Here is a 19,143-nt window from a genome sequence, read left to right as displayed (position 1 = left end):
ACGGGTGGATATTTTCACCGGCAATGAAGAGACACGAGCGATCAAGGAAATGTCATGATGGATTTTACAAAAGAGCAAAATAATGATTGCCAACGTCTCAGTGGCGAGTGGACTGCGAGATGCTTGAAGAATGGCGCGGAATTTCCCTTTCCGGTTCCGGGAGATGTCCATTCCGCTCTATTGGCATCAGATCAGATTTCCGATCCCTATTGGCGCGAAACGGAAACCAGTCTTGACTGGATTCACGAAAATGAGTGGCAGATAAAACGCCGTTTTGAGACGCAAAGGAAAAAGGGAAAGCGTGCATACCTGACACTGGAAAGCGTCGACTGTTTTGCAATTGTCAGACTGAATGGGATCGAAGTCGGGATGTGCCAAAGTCAGTTTGTCCGGTATGATTTCGATGTAACGGAAGCTCTTCTTGATGGCGAAAACGAGCTCGAAGTGCATTTCTTGTCAAATTCGAAAATTGCCAAGGAAAAGCACGACTCCTTTGAGTTCGAAGTGCCCTATTTGGCGTTCAATAATCGTTTGCCTCACTATAATTTTCTTCGTAAAACCCAGTGCCATGCCGGGTGGGACTGGAATATCGCACTATCGCCTGTTGGGCTTTATGGCGATGTCATTTTGCGTCAGTGCCAGGCAAGCCGCCTTGATGACATCTCCATGCGCCAACGGCACGAAGATGGTGTTGTCCATATAGACATAACAGCTTTCTGCGAGATACTGGAGCCGGGAAGCGTCAGGATTGTTGCGCGGACCGGTGAGCATGCCGTGTCCGACGAAAGACAGCTTTGGCCCGGCGAGCAGAGGTTGACCCTGACCCTGACAATACCAAACCCGAGGCTTTGGTGGCCTGCCGGACACGGCGAACAGGCGCTTTATGATCTCACTGTCGAAGTCGGTGAGGACGTCAGGCATTTCCGCATTGGGCTCAAGAAAGTCGAGTTGATCAGGGATCGCGATGACATTGGACGCCGTTTTGCCTTTCGGGTGAATGATCGCGAAATCTTCATGCGTGGTGCCAACTGGATTCCCGCAGATGCATTGCCGAGCAGGGCAACGCCGGACGTGGTTCGTGACCGCCTGACTTCCGCAGTCGAAGCCAATATGAACATGTTACGGATCTGGGGTGGCGGGCAGTATGAGCCTGACTGGTTTTACGAGTTATGCTCCGAATTGGGGCTGCTCGTTTGGCAGGATTTCATGTTTGCCTGCAATCTCTACCCTTCGTCAGATCGCCAATGGCTTGGTCTGGTGAGACAGGAAGCAAGGCAACAGGTCCGCAGGCTTTCGTCACATGCTTGCATGGCACTCTGGTGTGGTGACAACGAACTGGTCGGCGCACTTGGCTGGTATCCGGAGAGCAAGCAGAATAGGGATCGCTATCTTGCCATGTATGAGCGCATGAATTTTGCCCTTCAGGAGATTGTCGAAGAGGAAAATCTGGATATTGCATTTTGGCCATCCTCTCCATCAATCGGGCCGCTGAATTTTGGGGACAGCTGGCACGATGACACGTCCGGGGACATGCATTTCTGGGATGTTTGGCATTCGGCCAAGGATTTCGAACATTACAGAACGGTCCGGCCTCGCTTCTGTTCTGAATTCGGATTTCAGTCATTCCCCTCCATGCGGGTGATTGAGAGCTTTACCGAGCCACGCGACAGAAATGTCTCATCGCGGGTCATGGATGTGCATCAGCGCAATGACGGCGGGAATAGCCGGATTGTTGAAACAATCTCCCGATATTTCCGGTTTCCGGACAGCTTTGAGGATCTGGTCTATCTTAGCCAGATCAGTCAGGCGATGGCGATGAAAACGGCAATCGAATTCTGGCGCTCAAACAAGCCACGTTGCATGGGGACACTCTATTGGCAGCTTAACGACACATGGCCGGTTGCCAGCTGGTCCGGGCTCGAATATGGCGGCGGCTGGAAGCTCATGCATTATATGGCAAGGCAATTCTATTCCCCCGTCCTTCTGACGGCCCAACCGGATATGAAGACGGGCGACGTTATTGTTTATGCCGTGAATGATACGGAAAACCCGGTTCTGGTATCGGCGGAATTTCGCTACGTCTCTGTTTCAGGAGAGGTCAGAACGCCATTTTCCCTGTCTCTTGAAGTGCCAACGGATCGCGCCATCGAAGCGGTGCGGTTTCCTCTGGCTGATTTCGGCGAGTCTGTCTTTCTTGCGTTCAATTGGACCTGTGCGAGGCAGGATTTCTCCGGAGAGAATTTCTTTTTGCCAAAGGCGCCTCGTGATTATGACTGGCAAGATCCCGAAATCGAAGTGGAGCATTTGCGTTCAGAAGAGGACGGCGAGATTGTCAGATTGACCTGTAAAAAGCCTGCGCTATACACTAGCTACGATCTTGGCAGCGATGATATCTATTCCGACAACTGCTTCACCATGATTCCGGGGCAGACAAAGGACTTGTGTATTCGACGAAAGCGATTGTCTCATCTGGGACCGCAGACGCCGGAATTGCAATATTTAAAAGGCTGAACATGGCGCGTCGAAAGACTGAAGGAAAGTCCACGGTAACACTCAAGACCATTGCTGATGCGGTTGGCGTTTCGGTAACGACCGTTGCAAGGGCGCTTAAGGATGGGGACAAGATCAGTCCGGAGATGATCGACAAGGTGCGCCAGACCGCAGACGCCTTGGGCTATGTGCGGAATATGGACGGGGTCAAGCTCCGCACCGGAAAAACTTTCGTGGTGATGGCCTTTTTGTCGGCCTCTCCCGAAGAGGAAATAGGGGATTCCGGCTCAGTCGGAATCCTGAATGGCATTCACAAAAGATTTGCAGATACCGATTATGCCGTGAGAGCCGTTCCTGTCACGATTGGCGAGAGCTGCCTTGATCTCATCCAGAATGTTGTTCAGGGCAGAAACGCCGATGGCATCATCTTCGATCATACAGAGCCGCAAGATGACAGAATAAAATACTTGCTGGAACAAGATACGCCGTTCGTGGCTTTTGGCCGGGCGGAGCTATTCTCTCAATTCCCCTATTTTGATATCGACAATGAATTCGCTGCCTATCAGGGCACCAAGGCATTGCTTGATCACGGATATCGGAAAATTGCGCTGATCGACGGGGATGAGCGTTTCATGTTCATTCAGCAGAGGCGGCGTGGATATCAAAAGGCCCTTCAGGAAGCAGGGATAAGCTACAACCGGGATCTTGTTAGAAACATACCGGCTCTGGCTGATGTCGCTCGACGGGAAGCGAAAGTGTTGGCAAAGAGCGGCGCGGATGCTTTCGTTTGTGTCAATGAACTGGTTTTCCTCGGAGCAAGAGCCGGTGTACGGGATGCTCTGGGCCTCGAGGCCTTGAAAACAGGCTATGCCATACGCTCCGGAACCAATCTTGGCGACTATCTCGATGATCAGCTTTTCTCGTCCTATTACTCAAGACAGCAAGCTGGGTGGAACCTGGCCGACACCTTAATTCGACGTATGGACGGTGCCCCGATTTCAGACTGTCAAATCGTCGAGCAAACAGAGCTGAGACTCCCCACAAGCCTCCTGGATAAATCGCAGAAAACCCGGCTTTGAAGCCAGCTGATGAGTTTTCCGTTTAGCGAACTGCCGAATTGATGACCTTTCCGGTCAGTACAGGAGTTGCGGCTGTTGCAGTGTTTGCTGCACTTGGTCACCGTCTCCATCCATAAGCTGAAGCAGATTCTTGCCCATCATATAGCCTTCTTCTTCAATGTCTTCACCGATACGGTCTATAGAAGGGTCAATCAGCTTGAGAGCCGGTGAGTTTGATTTCACGACGACCTGATAGTCTCGTCCAAGCAGCTTGCCATAGTCGTTCATCCCGCTGCGAAATGCCAGAAATGACAATTCTCCGGGGCAGATAATGCCGTCAGGCATGTCTTTCATTTTGGCAATCTGGTTGCCCCATTTAGTCAAATCATCAATCGGTGAATCCAGCGTCACGGTGTTTGGCAGACTGTAGGAGACGCCATTTTCGCGAACGGCTCTGGCAAACCCATAATGCATGTGCTGGTAGAATGTGAATTCACTGGCTGGAAGAAGAATCGTCAAATGCTTGCAGCCCTTGTCAATCAGGCGCCTGGCGGCCTGATAGGCAAAAAACTCGTTGTCGTAATCCACGAAGCTGTGCTTGAAGGCAAATTCGGTTCGGCCATGGGTTACAAAGGGGAATTTCTGTTCGAAGAGAAATTTCACCCGCTCGTCGAACAAGCGGGTGCGACTGAACAAGAGACCGTCAGCCAAACCATTCCGGACAATCTGGAAAACCGAGTCTTCGGATTGAGGATCAGAACTGAAATGAGGCGTCATCGTCAGATTGTATCCAGACCCATTCAGGGCTTTCACGATGCCGGAAATCATTGAGTTTCCAAACCCCAGTATTTCATCATGCGGATCGAGGATGAGACTGACGATCTTTGTTTTGCCCGTTCTAAGCCGTTGCGCGGCTCGGTCAGGTATATAACCAATTTCCGCAGCGACTTGAGCCACACGCTTGCGCGTAACTTCTGCAATCTTGGGATCATCCCTTAGCGCTTTGGATACGGTCGTTATTGCAAAGCCAGTTAACTGCGCAATTGTTTGCTGTGTGGGTCTGCTTTTCGGTGTCATGGGTGCTCTTCAGATTGTCCCGGCAATGGTTGCCGAACAATCTAGAGCTGTTTGCAAATCGAGTGAAGTGATGAATTGCTTCAAAATAGATGGAAGATGACCTTTGGGCAGCCAAACAGCCAAAATAAAAAGCTCACGCGCCTTGCCAGAGACGCATGAGCCGACGCATGAGCTGACATGCGGGCTGAAAACCGCATGTTTGAATAGCTAAAATCTATAGATACTGATCATAGTCCGATACCAGCAAATGAAGTGGAGCCTCATCCTCTTCAATCGTAGAGAAGCGGCCAATATCCATTTCAAACCAGTTATCTATGCGATCGTCATTCACGGTTGACACTTCGCCGATGAGAACATCGTCCTCTTCTCCCCAGAAGGCATGCCATATGCCCGGCATCAAGGTGATGCTTTCGCCCGGTTCAAGGCGAACATGGCTTCCAGCAGAAAGGGTTACCATGCGCCCATCAATGGGCACCACGACATCCGCTTCCCGGTCGATTTTGCCCTCATGATCAGGCGCAAAAAGCTCCAGCACCATTTTGCTGCCACCGCGATTGATTATGTCTTCTGCTTTCAGGAAATGGCGATGCATTGGCGCGATCTGATTTTTGCGGCTAATCATGATTTTCTCTGCATACAGCATGCCTTTGCCTTTGATCAGATCTCCGGCGATGCCATTGCGCACGGTGAAGAGAAACAATCCAAGCTCATCAAACCGGTTTTCACCATAGTCGGTGATGTCCCAACCCATGTTCCTCTCGTGGTAAAGGCTGTTCTGTGTTGCCTTCAATTCCTCGGGAGTGAGGTAGGCAAAGGGCGGCAAGACATATCCGAAAGAGCGAATAAAGGCGTCGCCCTCTTTCAGAATTTCATTTACGTAGGATCGCTTCATGGTTTCATCTTCCAGACATGGGGGTTGAAAAAGCCGTTCCGTGACTTGCTCCGTCAGCGACATGGCTTGATTGATGTTCTTGTGGCTGAAAATTACAACGATGTAATTTTCTTGAAAATTATCACATAATATGTAATTTGTACAATTATTTCGTTGTATATTTTGCGGCGAGCCATTCTCTGTCGGCTGTGATGATGTGCCGGGCCTTCTGGTCGCATCCTGCAATGGTGATGACCGGTTCGTTAAGGGGAGGTTGGCGATGACAAAAGGCGAGGGAAAATGAAACCAAAGGCGAAAATTCTGTGTTGTGGCGAAGCTTTGATCGATATGATTCCAATAAGAAATGACCAACATGGTCTGGCTTATCTGCCGTGCAGTGGTGGGGCCGTTTTCAATACGGCTATTGGATTGGGGCGACTGGGGTGTGACACCGCATTTCTTTCCGGCCTGTCAGACGATTTGTTCGGAAACCAGTTGGTGAAGAGCCTTGAGGAAAGTGGTGTTTCGTCAGACCTGTCACCGCGCTGTCATCGACCGACCACATTGGCATTCGTGGAACTCTCGAATGGTCAGGCGCGCTATGCATTCTATGATGAGAACACCGCAGGGCGGATGTTCGGCCCCGATGACGTTCCTGCAATTCCATCTGATATCGATGTGCTGTTCTTCGGCGGAATCAGCCTGTGTGTGGAGCCCTGTGCTTGCACCTATGAAATGCTCGCTCAGCGAGAGGCTTCTACCCGCGTCGTGATGCTCGATCCGAATATACGCCCACAGTTCGTCAAAAACGAGGGTGAGTATCGTCAGCGCATCGAAACCATGCTCGAACTGAGCGACATCGTGAAAGTGTCTGACGAGGATTTGGCCTGGTTATGTGGAGCACAGAACGGCATTGGCGACGGCTTGGAAGAGCAAGCGAATTTTCTGCTTGAAAAGGGCCCTTCGATTATCTGGGTGACCCTTGGTTCAAAAGGGGCCGCGGCTTTCACTCGGGCAGGCCTTTCACTTCAGGTCACAGCTCCGAAAACGTGTGTGGTGGACACGGTTGGCGCGGGTGACAGCTTCAATGCAGCCATTTTGGCCAAACTTGCAGAATTGGATTGGCTGGAAAAACGCAAACTCCGCAGCATAGGGGAGAGCGCACTGCGAGAGGTTTCCTCATTCGCAACGCAGGTGGCGGCGATAACGGTGTCCCGTCAGGGTGCCAACCCTCCATGGAGAGACGAATTGTCTGTGTGATGCGCCGCAAATTTGCACGTTCTCGCCAATGTCACGCGCGCCGAAAAGGGATATGCGGGAGCGCCCTCCGGATAGGGAGGACGCTCCCTTTTCACACCCTTGACGCTGGTCGCTTTGACGCAAGGAAAATGGTGTGTTCGTCAATTTGAATCGGATCCGGCATGGGCACACCCTATCTGATTCAGGATGAACCGGATCCCCTATCATCTGTCAGCGCGCCGTCATCCCTTGACAATCAACAAAACCACTCCTTTCCATCTCCCGCAGCCTTTCGGTCGCACGGAGGCTGTGGCAATCGTTTTTGGCTCTTTGATCGCCACCGGAACGAAAATGGAGATCTGAAAAGGCGTCAGTCCTGTTTCATCGCGTTGCGCTGATCATGCATCTTGCGGATCTCATCTGGCCATTCGCTCTTGATGTAGGAGAGCGTGGCAATGATTTCCTCATCACTGAGAATATCCTTGTAGACCGGCATGTCGGTCTTGTAGTCCGGCATGTTGGCGAACGCAGCAAGACCATATTTGGTGATCCCGAACAACACCGCATCAGGATGGTGCCATGTGTGGCCGGTCTCATTATGCGGTGGCGCGGGCAGGCGACCATCTTCGTTTCTATTTTGCCAATCTGGCTGCCCCTCGAGAGTGTCGCCGTGGCAGGCTGCGCACTGCTCCGCATAGATCTGCTGGCCCAGAGTAACGACCGTTATGTCATCGGGGTACAGGAGCCCTGCCGCTTTCCGGTCTCTTGCATAGAGCATCCCGCCAAGACCGAGCGCGAGCAAGCCTGCCAGCACTGTCGAAACCACAATGCCCCTTGTGGGCAAGCGGTTCGGAAGAATTGTCTTTCGTTTCATCACACCACCTCGAACCATGTGGTCATGCCTGCTGCGGCATGTTCGAGCATGTGGCAATGCAAAAGCCACTTGCCGGGATTGTCGGCAACAAAGGCAATTCTGGTTGTCTGGCCGGGATCGATGAGGAAGGTATCTCTCCATGGCTGACTTTCATCGAGCCCGCTCGCCTCTTTCTCCACAATCCGGAAGTGATGACCGTGGACATGCATGGCATGAGGCCAGGCCGTGTCATTGACCATGTCGATGAAGACGGTTTCTCCGCGTTTGGCCGTGAAGAACTGCTGCTCGGGAAGATTGGCAACGCCGTTGAAGGCCCAGAACTGCCTGCTCTGCATCATGCTTTCCCGGCCAAGGGGCTTGCCCTGATAGGTGATGCCGTCAAAGCGCCCCATGGCTCCGCCAGTGATGATGAGCGGATGAACGGTTGCGCTGGCCAGTTCCGGTTCCGCAAGTGCATTGGGCTTGAGCGTCGGTATGCCAGACGAAGGCGACGCAGCACCGGTCCCGCTCACACGAAAATTGAGGAACGGGAACGGCCTGTTGCCGGAAAGCTCCTCAAGAGCGAAATCCTGCCCCGCTTTCGGGATGACCAGCAGATCGACTCGTTGTGCCGAAGCGAGAAGATAGGGCGCATGAGACAGGGCAACGGGCTCGGGTAGGGGCTGACCGTCAAGGGCGAGAATCCTTGCACCGAACCGGCTCGGGTCAAGTTGGAGCGTGCGGGCGTTGCAGACATTGATTAGCCGCAGGCGATAGGCTTCACCGGCCTTCAGTTCAAGCTCCGGCTGGCTCTCTCCATTGACGGTGATCCAGTTGCCGAGCCGGCCGGCATGGCTCCAGTCCATCATGTTGCCCATCGAGCCTTCATCGAACTGGCCGGTGTCTAGCAGGCGCCAGTCGTCGATGACCAGCGTGATGTCATGCTCTGCATCAAAGGTGGGGTAGGGCTCTTCAATGATCAGGGGACCATAAAGCCCGCGTCCGACCTGATTCCAGCTTTTGTTGTGGGCGTGATACCAGTAGGTTCCGGCATCAGGAACGACAAAATCATAGTCGAAGCTTTCGCCGGGTTGAACTGCCTTCTGCGTCAGGCCGGGCACCCCGTCCATGGCGTTGGCGATACGCACGCCGTGCCAATGGATCGAGGATGGCTCGTCCAGCTCATTGATGAAGCGAACCTTCAGGCGCTCGCCCTGTCGGACCCGGATTTCCGGGCCCGGAGCGGTTCCGTTATAGGTCCAGAGCGTCGAGGCCGGGCTGTCCGGATAGAGCGATTGTTCCGCCTTGCCTGCCCGGATTTCCAGATATCCGTCCTTTGCAAGGGCAAATCGATAAGGAGCAAGGACGGTCGCAGCCGCGGCGCCAACGCCAAGTCTGCAAAAATGTCGTCTGTTGAGTTTCATGGCAATTTCCATTGTCTGTCGTTGGCCGGGGGCTGGTTTGGGCACGCGCGTCGGCGGTCGACATATTGTTTGAAAGGGGAGATCAGGCGTCAGGGTTTTCTGGCGCGGAACGAGCGATGGCAGGCCGAGCAGGTCTCGATCATCATTGTGACCAGCCCATCGGCTGGCATCTGGCCAAGCGCATCGGGGCTCGGGCTGCCGTTGCTCATCATGTCTTCCATGTGGCTCTGACCTTCCAGCATCAGGCCATTGTCTGCCGCCAGCTCCAGACCGCTTGCGAGGTCTTTGAGCCGGTGTGCCAACTGAAAAAAGCGGTCCCAGTCAGACCAGATCTCTGCCTTTGCGTGGGTCGGGTCCTGAAGCGATCCTTCCGGGAATTGCTGCGTCATCTTTTTGCCCGCATGGAGCCGGATGATTTTTGCCTGTTCCCGGACAGAGTCGGCATTATAGTCGTCTTCATCTGCCATCATGACCTTCAGATGCCGGACGGCCTCTCCGATTGTCTTCATCGCATGCATGCGTGTCTCAACGATCCCTGTCGCCCCTTGATGGGCGGAAACAGGGAGGGAACCGACGATGGGGGGGACAACCGCCAATGCGGCCGCCACCACAAGATAAGTCTTCATATGCACTCGCCTTTGATTGAAATTGAACTGAAAATGCAAATTCAATCAGGCGAGACGGGGAGGGGGTGGATCCGGAGTAAAGATTTGGGCGATCAGATCGCGGGCCTTGTGCGCGGGGACGCTGTAACCGAGTATGGGGCTGAGAACATCAAAAACGCTGCTCAGAGCCAGCAATTTGGCTCCACAATGCACCTGATGTTCGTCGAGCGTGGCTTGGCAGTTGGGACATGTATGGGGCTCTTGGTGAGAGGCCTGGTCCGAATGATGGTGACCGGACATTGCCTCGGTCACGACTTGCAATTCGGCGGCATGCGTAAATCTCCCGCCCGAATAGACGAGCAGAAGCACACTCAGTGATATGAGCAAGTTTCCTATCCATCCAATTCGAGCGTCCTGACGCTTCATCCCAATGGTCCTGTTCTTGGCGTGTTTCGCATCATGCCACAAAATCATGCCACAAAATCATGCATGACAGAGTCACAAAATCGCGAGCAATCTAAAGCTTCCATCAAGTGGAAGGTCAAGCCATAACATAAACAGCCATTTCTTTCCGCGTCTTGGTATGGACCAAAAGGGCGAGCGCGTTTTTCCAGAGGTCATGGAACAAACTAAACCGGCATCGATACTCATTCGTTGCAACAACGGATTGGAACAGCGAGAGAGGTCGATTTCAAAAAGCAAGGATAGCAGTCTTGCTCGTTCCGAATTGATGCCATTTCAAACAGAAAAACCAGCATAATTAAACGGACCTCACGTCATACCAATACGATCTTTTCGCGGGCAAGGTGTTGTCACGGGCAGAATTTTACCGTCTCAATTTTGATCACTCAAAATCGCTTCTTTTTTGCGCAAACCGGCCAAGTGATTGAAAATTTGACCAAACGAGAATTTTAGCAATGCTAAAAAAATAGTCAGTAACGCGCAAATTTTTAGCAATACTAAAAAAACAATTGACAGATTTTAGCAATAATGCGTCCAATTATAGTATTACTAAAAAAGGACGCAGCCTTGCAAAACAGTGATCGAAGCTCTCAGCAATCCTCAGTCATGCCGTCTCTTGGAGACCGGCTGCGCACGCGCCGCAAGGAATTGAGGCTCACTTTGAAAGATGTTGCCAAGTCGGCAAGCTTCTCTACTGGTTTCATCTCTCAGATTGAGAGAGGCATCACGGTTCCGTCTCTGACGTCGCTGGTTGCGGTCTGTCGTGTTCTCCAGCTTGATGTCGGAGAGTTTTTCCAATCTCCCGATGAAAAGGTCGCCACGGTGACCCGCCACAATGAGCGCACGCGCTATACACTTGATGGATCGCCGGGGCACTCTGTCAGCTATGAGCGCCTGTCAGCTCCGGTGCCGGGCAACATTTTGCGCAGCACCCTTATTCACGAACCTCCCGGTTTCAGAAGCGAGCCGATGTCCCACGAAGGCGAGGAGATCTTCTACATCGTCGAGGGAGAGCTTACGCTGGAAATTGAAGGCGAAACGAACATCCTTGAACAAGGTGATACCGCTCACTTCCTCTCAAATCGCGTTCATTCTACCTGGAACCACACCACAGAACCCACAATCGTTTTCCATACTTGCACCATGGATGTTTTCGGCGATGAAGAAAAGTCGATCACCGAAAATGCCAGTGTGGCGATAGCCAGAGCCAGAAACAGAAAAAGAAAAAAAGACCGCCTCGAACCAACTGAAAAGTAACAAAAAAAGCCAATCCACCGCCAAAAGGGAACCCGTCATGAAAACCTATTTGAAATATTTTGCAGCAGGCCTGATCGCCACCTCGGCATTGGTGTCCAGTCAGGCCATCGCAGGCGCTGTCCTGCGATTGGATGTTTCACCTGTCGGTGAAATCGACCCGGCAAAAGCATCGGACTATGCCGACTCCATGCTGATGTACAACCTGTATGATGCTCTTGTCATTCCAAAGCAGGGTCAGCCCGGCTATGATCCGTTTCTTGCCGAAAGCTGGACGGTTGATGGGGCTGAATACACCTTCAAACTGCGCAAGGATGTCAAATTCCTCTCCGGCAACACCATGAGCGCGGAGGATGTCGTTTTCTCGTTCGACCGCATGATGGCCCTGGGGCAGGGGATGTCTCACCTTTACACCCTGGTTGACAAGGTTGAAGCTGTTGACGCGTCTACTGTGAAATTCTCTCTCAAGGAACCCTATTCGCCCTTCGTCGCTGCGCTGACCCGCCTGCCAATCGTCGACAAGGCAGACGTCATGGCCCATCTTGAAGAGGGTGACGGGGAAATGAAAGACTGGGGTCAGGCCTATCTGTCGGGCCACACCGCAGGCACAGGCGCCTACAAGATCGTTTCTCACAATCCGCAGGAAGAAACGGTCATGGAAAAGAACGCCGACTATTTCCTCGGCATTCCTGAAGTCGCACCGGACACCGTGCGCATGCGTTATGGTCTGGAAGCGGCCACCGTCCGCACCCTGATGGCGCAGGGCGAACACGAAATTTCTTCCCAGTGGTTGCCGCCCGAAGTGCTCAAATCTCTGGCTCAAAGTGGCATGCAACTGCTTACGGAAAAGGCCACGTCAGAATTCTACATCAAGCTGAATACAGCCAAGGCTCCATTTGATGACGTGGAATGCCGTCGCGCCGTTTCATATGCGTTTGACTATGACACGGCCGTCAAGATGGTTTCCATCACCGACGATGTGGCTCAGGGCAGCCCATCCACCGGCGCACTGCCGGTTGGCATGATGGGATCTCTGCCAGCGAGCGAGGAAATCCATCAGGATCTGGCAAAAGCCAAGGAACATCTCGCTCTTTGCAAATACGATCTCAAGAATATGGACATCGAATTGTCCTGGATCGGCGAAGTGCCACTCGAAGAACGGTTCGCTCTGCTGATGCAGGCAAACTTCTCCCAACTGGGTATCAAGGCTACGGTGAAGAAAGTGCCATGGGCCTTGTTTGTTGATCGTGTTTCCAAACCTGAAAATACGCCAAACATCTCGCAGGTCTTCGTGAACACCACCACCGGCGATCCCGACTCGCTGATCTATGCGATGTATGACTCCAAGCATTCCGGCACCTGGATGGCTCCTGAATATCTCAAGGACGAGAAGGTTGACGCGCTTCTTGCAAAAGGCCGTGCGGTTAGTGACGAAGCGGAACGCATCGCGGTTTACGAGGAGCTGAACAACTATCTCAAGGATATCGCTCCAACCATCTATGGCATGGACCAGATCGCGGTCTTCGCGGCAACCAACAAGGTTTCTGTGCCAGCCCTGTCTGATCCAAGCAAAGCCTTTGCCTTGGCGGGCTTCGGCTTCAATTTCCGCCTGATGGAAATGAAAGACTAAGCCCAACCTCCCTCCCGAGCCGCGATTGCGCGGCTCGGGCCCTCTCGCCACAGGAAATAGAGTCATGTCTCCCATCGCCCGGCTTCTTGCGAAGCGGCTCGGTATCTCTTTGATTGTTCTGTTTGGTGTTTCGCTGCTGATTTTCGCCATCGCACGGATTATTCCGGGCGATCCGGCCCGTATCGCGCTAGGCCCCAACGCAACTATTGAAGCGGTCGCAGCCCTGCGCGAAAAACTTCATCTCAATGACGATTTCCTCACTCAATATGGCTATTTTCTGAAAGAGTTGGCTCGTGGCAATCTGGGCATCTCCTTGTATACCAACCGGCCAGTGATGCAGGATATTGCCCAGTTTCTGCCCGCCACTCTCGAACTGGTCATCATCGCCGGGGTCATGATGGTCGGCATTGCGTTGCCACTTGGTATCCTGTCGGCGCGCTATCGCGACAGCTGGATTGACCACACCATCCGCACCGTCACCCTTCTGGGGGTCTCGGCTCCGGGCTTTGTCTGGGCTGTGGCATTGATGCTGGTTTTCGCCTATTTTCTTCCGATCTTCCCGATTGCCGGGCGCATCTCCGAGAGCATGAGCGTCCCTGCGGTCACCGGCTTTCTGCTTATCGACACACTGCTTGCGGGCAAGATGGCAGCCTTTGCGGATGCCTTCTGGCATCTGATCTTGCCCGCCTTTGCGCTTTCTCTGGCCGGGATAGGGCAGGCCGCTCGTCTCATTCGTTCCAATATGGTCGAAACCTACAAGGCGCCCTATATCGAGATGGCGCAGGCCTTCGGGTTTCCCGGCAAGCGCATTGCCAACCGGTTTGCCTTCCGCCCTTCGCTTATCCCTTCCCTGACGATCATTGGTCTGGACTTTGCGGCCATGCTCGGCAACGCCTTCCTGATCGAGACCGTATATGCCTGGCCGGGACTGTCCCGCTATGGTGTTGCCGTCATCCTGCGCAAGGATCTCAATGCCATCATTGGCACGGTATTGGTCATCTCGGCGATGTTCCTGATCGTCAATCTTGTTGTTGATTTGCTCGTCTCGATCGTCAATCCCCGCATTCGCCTCTCCGAGAGGTCCTCATGAAAAAGATATTTGTAACCCTGACGCGCAATCCGCTGTCCCTGACGGGCCTCATTCTGGTCGGGCTGGTCGTTTTTGCGGCCATTTTCGCTGATTTCATCACCCCTTTTCCAGACCATCGCGGTGCTGTGGTTGACTTTCTCAACTTCAACCAGCCGCCATCATGGACCCATCTGTTCGGCACCGATCTCGTGGGGCGCGATCTCTTCACCCGCGTCATTTATGCCTATCGCATCTCGCTCATTCTGGGCATCGTGGTGTTGGTCATTGCAGTTCCGATCGGTGTCTCCATCGGTTTGTTGGCCGGATATCTTGGCGGCAAAACCGAGTTCGTGCTGATGCGGATGACGGACGTTTTCCTCTCAATCCCGCCGCTGGTGCTTGCCATGTCCGTGATGGGACTGCTTGAGCCAACCCTTGCCAACGGCATGATTGCGGTCACCGTCATGTGGTGGCCATGGTATACGCGTCTTGTCTTCAACATCACGCGTGCCGAGAAAGAAGAAGGCTATGTGCTGGCGGCAGAGGTCATCGGTGCATCCAAATTGCACATCATGTTCCGTGAAATCCTGCCCAACTGCGTGCCGTCCATTCTCACCAAGATGACGCTGGATTTCGGCTTTGTCATCCTCATTGCCTCTTCACTGTCCTTCCTCGGTCTTGGTGTTCAGCCGCCAACCCCGGACCTTGGCTCCATGGTTGCCGAAGGAGCCCGCTATCTGCCCGACAGCTGGTGGCTCACGGTCTTCCCCGGCCTTGCCATCCTGATCGCGGTCTTTGGCTTCAACCTGATTGGCGACGCCTTGCGCGAAATTCTGGGAGTGGACCAATGAGCGAACCGATCCTGAAAATTGAAGACCTCAAACTCGGTTTCAAGAGCTGGTCTGGCATGAATGACGTCCTGCATGGAATTTCCCTCCATATTCGTCAGGGTGAACGGGTCGCTCTGGTTGGTGAAAGCGGCTCGGGCAAGTCGGTCACGGCCCGTCTGGTGCTGGGTATGCTACAGGAGCTTAAAAACACGCACGTCTCTGGCCGCATCCTGTTTGAAGGGCAGGACATAAACACCATGCCCGCCAGAACCTGTCACGCCATGCGCGGCACCAAGATGTCGATGATCTTCCAGGATCCGACCTCTTCGCTCAATCCGACCTATCCGATCTCGGTGCAGTTCACCGAGGTCCTGCGCCGCAAGGATCCGGAGATCACCAGGCAAAGGGCAAGAGAGATCGCCATAGCCGCCTTGACGGATGTACATATCAACAATCCCGAGCGGGTTTACGACTCCTATGCCTTCCAGCTTTCCGGCGGCATGAACCAGCGCGTCATGATCGCCATGGCGCTGGTCAACAATCCGACCCTGCTGCTTGCAGATGAACCGGGCACGGCACTGGACGTGACCGTTCAGGCCCAGACATTGAACCTCATGTCCAATCTGGTCGAGAAGCACAACACCGCCGTGTTGTTCATCTCTCACAATCTGGGTGTCGTGCGTGAATTCGCCGACCGGGTGTATGTGATCTACAAAGGCAATCTGGTGGAGCAGGGGCCAACCGAGGCCCTGTTTGAAGACCCTCGCCACCCATACACCCAGGCTCTGTTGTCTGCGGTTCCGCGCATAACCGGCGGCGGCATTCCCGATATTGCCGAAACATCCGAGAGTTTTGGCTTGCCGCTCGTAGCCCATGCGGGCTTTAGCGAGAAGGAGCTTCTGTCATGAGCCTTCTGTCCGTCTACAAGGTTTCCAAACAATTCACGGTCGGAGATAGTGTTGTCCAGGCGCTTGACGACGTCTCTTTTGATGTTCAAGAGGGCGAATGTCTGGCCATCGTTGGCGAAAGCGGCTCCGGCAAGAGCACCATCGCCAACATCATTCTGGGCATCTATTCCGCAACAGAGGGCAGCGTCCTCTACAAAGACAAGGAACTGCCGGACAAGCGCGGCAAGGCGCTGCGTCGCGCCATCCAGCTTGTCCAGCAAAATCCGCTTTCTTCGCTCAATCCTCGCCGCACCATCGGCGCGTCCCTGCGCCTTGCGCTCGATGTTCACGGCATCGGCGAGAAGAAAGATCGCAACGGCATGGTTGAGACATTGCTTGAGGAAGTGGGGTTGCCCTCGGAATTTCGCCATCGCTCGCCCGCCGCTCTTTCGGGTGGTCAGAGACAGCGCGTTGCCATTGCCCGCGCACTGGCCTGCCAGTCACGGCTGGTCGTCCTGGATGAGCCTACCTCGGCGCTTGATGTTCTGGTGCAGGCGCGCGTTCTCAAGTTGCTTGAAGACCTCAAGCAGCGGCGCAACCTGACCTACATCTTCATCACCCACGATCTTTCCGTCGTCCGCAACATAGCCGACCGGGTGGCCGTCTTCGAGAAAGGACAGCTGGTCGAAATCGGTTCGACAACAGATGTGTTCGAAGATCCAAAAAATCCATATACCCGCCGCCTTATGGCTGCCGTGCCCATTGTCGGACGCGACGAACAAGCCCTGCGCGACAAACTTTCGGAGACAATGAAGTAATGACCCTTCTGGAAAATGCAGCTTTCGCCAAGGCAATCGAAAGCGCAGAAAACCAACCTGACACGGCCTACGCGGCGCTGGAAGGCCTGACAAAGGAAACCATCGGTGTGAAGCTGTTCACCGTCATGTTATGCGATACCGTGACCGGCGTGGCGTCCCGCGTTTATTCCAACATGCCGGATGAATATCCCGTGTCGGGCACCAAGCCATACAATCCGACCCATTGGAGCGAAATCACGCTCAATCAGCGCAAATCCTTCGTCGCCAACACGATCGAGGAAATTGCCGACGTCTTTGACGATCATGAACAAATCAAACGCCTGGGCTGTGAGTCCGTGATCAATATTCCCATCATCGTCATGGATCAGGTTGTCGCTACGATCAACTGTCTGCATGACGCAGGCTTCTATACCGAAGAACGCGTGAAGGCTGCCGACGCTCTGAAACTGCCGGGTGCCCTATGTGTTCTGTTGCAGGAAAAATTCGAGAGGATGCAAGCCAATGGATAAGTCCACAATTCGCGTTGCAACCGATGTTGGTGGCACATTCACCGACCTTGTTTGCTTTGAAACCAATTCCGAGACCGGTGATGTCAAGATCGTGACGGCCAAGTCGGACACCACTCCTCCCAATTTCGAGGAAGGTGTCCTCAACGTTCTGAAAAAGGGCAATGTTGATCCTGCCGGTATCGATTTTATGGCCCACGGGACGACCGTGGTGATCAACGCGCTCACGGAACGCAAGGGCGTGAAGGTTGGCCTCATTACCACCAAAGGGTTCCGGGATACGCTGGAACTGGCTCGTGGCAACCGTCCCGACTTCTTCAACCTTCATTACGGCAAGCCCAAACCGTTTGTCGAGCGTCGTTTGCGGCAGGAAATTCCCGGCCGCATGACCTATCAGGGCGAAGAAATGGTCCCTCTGGATCTGTCCGCCCTGCCTTCAATCCTGGATCTGTTCCGCAAGGAAGGTGTCGAAGCGGTTGCCATCAGCTTCTTGCATTCCTACGCCAACCCGAGCCACGAACAGGCGACCATGGCCGAAGTCAAGAAATTGTGGCCGGAAGTCGCTGTCGTCTCCTCCCATCAGATCACTCGCGAATGGCGCGAATATGAACGCACCAACACCGCTGTTCTGTCCGCCTATGTGCAGCCAGCAGCCGAGCGCTATCTTTCTCATCTCAAGGATGGCCTGATCAAACAGGACTTTGATGGCAGCATCTATATCATGCAGTCCAACTGCGGTGTCGATACAATCGAATCTGTCTCCGCAATCCCCATCACCATGGTCGAATCCGGCCCGGCGTCCGGTTTCTGGGGCGCGGCTGAACTTGGCCGTCTGATCGGCGAAAAGGATGTTCTGGCACTCGACATTGGTGGCACCACAGCGAAATGCGCCCTGATTGAAGGCGGTGAAGTCCGAATCATGACCGATTACTGGATCGAGCGTGACAAGTCCTCTGCCGGTTACCCGATCATGGTTCCGGTCGTCGATCTGGTTGAGATCGGCAACGGTGGCGGCTCCATCGCCTGGGTGGATGATTTCGGCAAGCTCCATGTCGGTCCGCAATCCGCTGGCGCCATGCCGGGACCGGCCGCCTATGGCCGTGGTGGCGTTGAAGCCACCACCACCGACGCCAATCTCTGGCTTGGCCGTATCAACAAGGACTATTTCTGTGGCGGCTCGCTCGACGCAGACATGGGCGCGGTCGAAACGGCTCTCGCCAAGGTCGGCGACAAGCTTGGCGTCGACAAGGACGAGGCCGCCCGCGGCATCATCCGCATTGCCAACAACAACATGGTCAATGCGCTCAAGCTGGTCTCTCTGAACCGTGGCCATGATCCCCGTGACTTCACGCTGGTCGCCTTCGGCGGCGGCGGTGCCATGCATGCGGTTGCTCTGGGCAAGGAGCTGGGCGTCAAGAAGGTTGTCATCCCGGCGGGTGCATCGGTCTTTTCGGCCTGGGGCATGATGATGTCCGACCTCAGACGCGACTATTTCGTCACCCATCTGGTGGATCTGGCCAAGAATGCAGCAAATGAAATCGAGCAACTCTTTACGCAAAGCGAAGCGGTTGCCTTGAAGCAGTTCGCTACCGAAGACATCGCGGCGGACCGGGTCAAGTTCCTCCGATACGGAAAATTCCGTTATCAGAATCAGGAGCATACCACCGAAGTTCTGATCGAGGGCGCAATCACAGATGCCTCGATTGCCCAGATCACCGAGAATTTCCACGCCGCTTACGAGCATGAATATACCTACCGCCTGGATGCCCCGGTCGAGCTGGTCGGCATTCATCTGGTCGCGGCCGCAGAGGTTGGCAAGTTGGAAATGGTTGAAAAACCGGTCACCGGTACACCGGCATCAGAAGCCGTCAAGTCCGAGCGTAAGGTGGACTATGCCACGCAAGGGATCTTTGACGCAAAAATCTATGATGGAGACAAGCTCGAACCCGGCATGAGCTTTGTTGGCCCTGCCATCATCGAGGATTCCGGTACCACCGTTGTCGTCGATCCTGAATGCAAGGTCGAGGTCGATGGCTACAGCAACATTCACATTCATCTGCAAGCTTGAGG

General features: G+C 53.9%; 17 protein-coding genes. 11 read left to right on the top strand and 6 right to left on the bottom strand.

The window, feature by feature from the left end:
- Positions 1-54 precede the first annotated feature (54 nt).
- Positions 55-2,511, top strand: coding sequence for a glycoside hydrolase family 2 protein (locus ACHZB8_RS13250; protein ID WP_316861002.1), 2,457 nt, complete (start codon positions 55-57; stop codon positions 2,509-2,511).
- 2 nt (positions 2,512-2,513) lie between these two features.
- Positions 2,514-3,569, top strand: a complete 1,056-nt coding sequence (locus tag ACHZB8_RS13245) for a LacI family DNA-binding transcriptional regulator (protein WP_316861001.1) — start codon at positions 2,514-2,516, stop codon at positions 3,567-3,569.
- Between the two features lie 54 nt (positions 3,570-3,623).
- Here ACHZB8_RS13245 and ACHZB8_RS13240 read toward each other — a convergent pair whose 3' ends face one another.
- Positions 3,624-4,625 carry a LacI family DNA-binding transcriptional regulator gene (locus ACHZB8_RS13240; RefSeq protein WP_316861000.1) on the bottom strand — a complete coding sequence of 334 codons (1,002 nt, stop codon included), beginning with the start codon at positions 4,623-4,625 and terminating at the stop codon, positions 3,624-3,626.
- Between the two features lie 214 nt (positions 4,626-4,839).
- Positions 4,840-5,517 carry a D-lyxose/D-mannose family sugar isomerase gene (locus ACHZB8_RS13235; protein WP_316860999.1) on the bottom strand — a complete coding sequence of 226 codons (678 nt, stop codon included), beginning with the start codon at positions 5,515-5,517 and terminating at the stop codon, positions 4,840-4,842.
- 279 nt (positions 5,518-5,796) lie between these two features.
- Here ACHZB8_RS13235 and ACHZB8_RS13230 point away from each other — a divergent pair, with 279 nt between their 5' ends.
- A complete protein-coding gene (locus ACHZB8_RS13230; RefSeq protein ID WP_316860997.1) occupies positions 5,797-6,756 on the top strand; it encodes a carbohydrate kinase in 960 nt (319 codons plus the stop codon).
- 349 nt (positions 6,757-7,105) lie between these two features.
- Here ACHZB8_RS13230 and ACHZB8_RS13225 read toward each other — a convergent pair whose 3' ends face one another.
- The 4 genes from ACHZB8_RS13225 to ACHZB8_RS13210 all read right to left on the bottom strand — a co-directional run bounded on the left by ACHZB8_RS13225 (position 7,106) and on the right by ACHZB8_RS13210 (position 10,004).
- The gene (locus ACHZB8_RS13225) at positions 7,106-7,609 is read right to left on the bottom strand and encodes a cytochrome c (RefSeq protein WP_316860996.1); all 504 of its coding nucleotides are present in this window, start codon (positions 7,607-7,609) and stop codon (positions 7,106-7,108) included.
- Positions 7,609-9,012, bottom strand: coding sequence for a multicopper oxidase family protein (locus ACHZB8_RS13220; RefSeq protein ID WP_316860995.1), 1,404 nt, complete (start codon positions 9,010-9,012; stop codon positions 7,609-7,611). Before ACHZB8_RS13220 ends, ACHZB8_RS13225 begins: the two co-directional genes overlap by 1 nt.
- 89 nt (positions 9,013-9,101) lie before the next feature.
- The gene (locus ACHZB8_RS13215; protein ID WP_316860993.1) at positions 9,102-9,638 is read right to left on the bottom strand and encodes a cytochrome c; all 537 of its coding nucleotides are present in this window, start codon (positions 9,636-9,638) and stop codon (positions 9,102-9,104) included.
- A 45-nt stretch (positions 9,639-9,683) separates the two neighbouring features.
- Positions 9,684-10,004 carry a hypothetical protein gene (locus ACHZB8_RS13210; RefSeq protein WP_316860992.1) on the bottom strand — a complete coding sequence of 107 codons (321 nt, stop codon included), beginning with the start codon at positions 10,002-10,004 and terminating at the stop codon, positions 9,684-9,686.
- Positions 10,005-10,646: 642 nt separating this feature from the next.
- Between ACHZB8_RS13210 and ACHZB8_RS13205 the strand changes: the two genes are divergently transcribed.
- The 8 genes from ACHZB8_RS13205 to ACHZB8_RS13170 all read left to right on the top strand — a co-directional run bounded on the left by ACHZB8_RS13205 (position 10,647) and on the right by ACHZB8_RS13170 (position 19,141).
- On the top strand, positions 10,647-11,336 hold the full coding sequence (locus tag ACHZB8_RS13205; protein ID WP_316860990.1) for an XRE family transcriptional regulator: 690 nt from the start codon (positions 10,647-10,649) through the stop codon (positions 11,334-11,336).
- 37 nt (positions 11,337-11,373) lie between these two features.
- Entirely contained in the window at positions 11,374-12,963 is a 1,590-nt protein-coding gene (locus ACHZB8_RS13200; protein WP_316860989.1) for an ABC transporter substrate-binding protein, read from the top strand.
- A gap of 64 nt (positions 12,964-13,027) precedes the next feature.
- A complete protein-coding gene (locus ACHZB8_RS13195; RefSeq protein WP_316860987.1) occupies positions 13,028-14,053 on the top strand; it encodes an ABC transporter permease in 1,026 nt (341 codons plus the stop codon).
- Positions 14,050-14,883, top strand: coding sequence for an ABC transporter permease (locus ACHZB8_RS13190; RefSeq protein ID WP_316860985.1), 834 nt, complete (start codon positions 14,050-14,052; stop codon positions 14,881-14,883). The genes ACHZB8_RS13195 and ACHZB8_RS13190 overlap by 4 nt, the downstream gene beginning before the upstream one ends.
- Positions 14,880-15,770 carry an ABC transporter ATP-binding protein gene (locus ACHZB8_RS13185; protein WP_316860983.1) on the top strand — a complete coding sequence of 297 codons (891 nt, stop codon included), beginning with the start codon at positions 14,880-14,882 and terminating at the stop codon, positions 15,768-15,770. The genes ACHZB8_RS13190 and ACHZB8_RS13185 overlap by 4 nt, the downstream gene beginning before the upstream one ends.
- Positions 15,767-16,567: an ABC transporter ATP-binding protein gene (locus ACHZB8_RS13180; RefSeq protein WP_316860981.1), complete on the top strand. Its 801-nt coding sequence runs from the start codon at positions 15,767-15,769 to the stop codon at positions 16,565-16,567. The genes ACHZB8_RS13185 and ACHZB8_RS13180 overlap by 4 nt, the downstream gene beginning before the upstream one ends.
- A complete protein-coding gene (locus ACHZB8_RS13175) occupies positions 16,567-17,076 on the top strand; it encodes a GAF domain-containing protein (protein ID WP_316860980.1) in 510 nt (169 codons plus the stop codon). The genes ACHZB8_RS13180 and ACHZB8_RS13175 overlap by 1 nt, the downstream gene beginning before the upstream one ends.
- Entirely contained in the window at positions 17,069-19,141 is a 2,073-nt protein-coding gene (locus ACHZB8_RS13170; protein ID WP_316860977.1) for a hydantoinase/oxoprolinase family protein, read from the top strand. Before ACHZB8_RS13175 ends, ACHZB8_RS13170 begins: the two co-directional genes overlap by 8 nt.
- Positions 19,142-19,143 lie beyond the last annotated feature (2 nt).

It is taken from the genome of uncultured Cohaesibacter sp. (assembly GCF_963556055.3).
Taxonomy (GTDB): Bacteria; Pseudomonadota; Alphaproteobacteria; order Rhizobiales; family Cohaesibacteraceae; genus Cohaesibacter.
The sequence above is the reverse complement of the archived record's forward strand: the minus strand, read 5'-3'. Positions and strand labels throughout refer to the sequence as shown.

Excerpts from the sequence above, each read along its gene's own strand:
- ACHZB8_RS13185 (WP_316860983.1), top strand. The coding sequence starts at position 14,880 with ATGAGCGAACCGATCCTGAAAATTGAAGACCTCAAACTCGGTTTCAAG.
- ACHZB8_RS13195 (WP_316860987.1), top strand. The coding sequence starts at position 13,028 with ATGTCTCCCATCGCCCGGCTTCTTGCGAAGCGGCTCGGTATCTCTTTG.
- ACHZB8_RS13175 (WP_316860980.1), top strand. The coding sequence starts at position 16,567 with ATGACCCTTCTGGAAAATGCAGCTTTCGCCAAGGCAATCGAAAGCGCA.
- ACHZB8_RS13215 (WP_316860993.1), bottom strand. The coding sequence starts at position 9,638 with ATGAAGACTTATCTTGTGGTGGCGGCCGCATTGGCGGTTGTCCCCCCC.
- ACHZB8_RS13245 (WP_316861001.1), top strand. The coding sequence starts at position 2,514 with ATGGCGCGTCGAAAGACTGAAGGAAAGTCCACGGTAACACTCAAGACC.
- ACHZB8_RS13190 (WP_316860985.1), top strand. The coding sequence starts at position 14,050 with ATGAAAAAGATATTTGTAACCCTGACGCGCAATCCGCTGTCCCTGACG.
- ACHZB8_RS13240 (WP_316861000.1), bottom strand. The coding sequence starts at position 4,625 with ATGACACCGAAAAGCAGACCCACACAGCAAACAATTGCGCAGTTAACT.
- ACHZB8_RS13235 (WP_316860999.1), bottom strand. The coding sequence starts at position 5,517 with ATGAAGCGATCCTACGTAAATGAAATTCTGAAAGAGGGCGACGCCTTT.
- ACHZB8_RS13220 (WP_316860995.1), bottom strand. The coding sequence starts at position 9,012 with ATGAAACTCAACAGACGACATTTTTGCAGACTTGGCGTTGGCGCCGCG.
- ACHZB8_RS13200 (WP_316860989.1), top strand. The coding sequence starts at position 11,374 with ATGAAAACCTATTTGAAATATTTTGCAGCAGGCCTGATCGCCACCTCG.
- ACHZB8_RS13180 (WP_316860981.1), top strand. The coding sequence starts at position 15,767 with ATGAGCCTTCTGTCCGTCTACAAGGTTTCCAAACAATTCACGGTCGGA.
- ACHZB8_RS13250 (WP_316861002.1), top strand. The coding sequence starts at position 55 with ATGATGGATTTTACAAAAGAGCAAAATAATGATTGCCAACGTCTCAGT.
- ACHZB8_RS13225 (WP_316860996.1), bottom strand. The coding sequence starts at position 7,609 with ATGAAACGAAAGACAATTCTTCCGAACCGCTTGCCCACAAGGGGCATT.
- ACHZB8_RS13230 (WP_316860997.1), top strand. The coding sequence starts at position 5,797 with ATGAAACCAAAGGCGAAAATTCTGTGTTGTGGCGAAGCTTTGATCGAT.
- ACHZB8_RS13170 (WP_316860977.1), top strand. The coding sequence starts at position 17,069 with ATGGATAAGTCCACAATTCGCGTTGCAACCGATGTTGGTGGCACATTC.